The 1,017-nt window shown below is 49.4% G+C and carries 1 tRNA gene and 2 rRNA genes; all 3 read right to left on the bottom strand.

The features are described 5' to 3' along the window. Positions 1-11: 11 nt before the first annotated feature. Positions 12-88 (bottom strand) — tRNA-Met (locus ACRBB0_RS27250). A gap of 218 nt (positions 89-306) precedes the next feature. Continuing rightward, positions 307-421: ribosomal RNA gene (gene rrf, locus ACRBB0_RS27245) — 5S ribosomal RNA — on the bottom strand. A 235-nt stretch (positions 422-656) separates the two neighbouring features. Continuing rightward, positions 657-1,017, bottom strand: a 23S ribosomal RNA gene (locus ACRBB0_RS27240); the annotation flags it as partial.

Here is a 1,017-nt window from a genome sequence, read left to right as displayed (position 1 = left end):
GTATATAAAATTGGTTGCGGGAGTAGGATTTGAACCTACGACCTTCAGGTTATGAGCCTGACGAGCTACCGGGCTGCTCCATCCCGCGACGCTTTTATCTGTGCCTTTAGCGATTTGGGCGCTATTTTAGGCCTATAGATTGGCACGAACATTTTGATTTGTTCGTGTTTTTGGGTGGTCGCTTTTGCAAGTTTGACCCATTTTTTGGACGATTATCGCATTAGCGATATTGTCCGGGTATTTTCCCCGTCCTCTTTAGAGATGTAGGGGAAAGAGATCGTTTAGAGATCGTGAGGTTTTTATTAGGTTTGGCGGTGACCTACTCTCCCACACCTTAAGATGCAGTACCATCGGCGCAAAGGCACTTAACGGCCGGGTTCGGGATGGATCCGGGTGTTTTGCTCTCGCTATGACCACCAAACCGAATAAAAACCTCAAAGCCCCGAATGTGCTTTGAGGTTTTCGCGGCAGGCCGTGTTTGTTTCCAAACAGGTTGCCGCCCCACAAGGCAGTATCGAAGCTAATCAATCTGCTTGCAGCAAGTGCAAGCGTGTTGTCCAAGTCTTTCGACTTATGATGTGTATGCTTTTGTTTGACAGTAAAATTGCGCTACCGCTTTGCTCGTTGAGCGCTGCGAAGTCTAATTATTACTGGATCAAATCAAGCCTATCGGACCATTAGTACCAGTCAGCTGAGTGCATTGCTGCACTTACACCTCTGGCCTATCGACGTGGTAGTCTTCCACGGTCCTCAGGGAGATCTTGTTTTGAAGGGGGCTTCCCGCTTAGATGCCTTCAGCGGTTATCCTTTCCGATCATAGCTACCCAGCACTGCTATTGGCATAACAACTGGTCCACCAGTGGATCGTTCACCCCGGTCCTCTCGTACTAGGGGCAACTCTTCTCAAATCTCCTACACCCACGGCAGATAGGGACCGAACTGTCTCACGACGTTCTAAACCCAGCTCACGTACCTCTTTAAATGGCGAACAGCCATACCCTTGGGACCTGCTCCAGC

Source organism: Pelagimonas sp., assembly GCF_050633425.1.
Classification (GTDB): domain Bacteria; phylum Pseudomonadota; class Alphaproteobacteria; order Rhodobacterales; family Rhodobacteraceae; genus Pelagimonas.
This window is presented reverse-complemented; position numbering and strand designations above follow the sequence as displayed.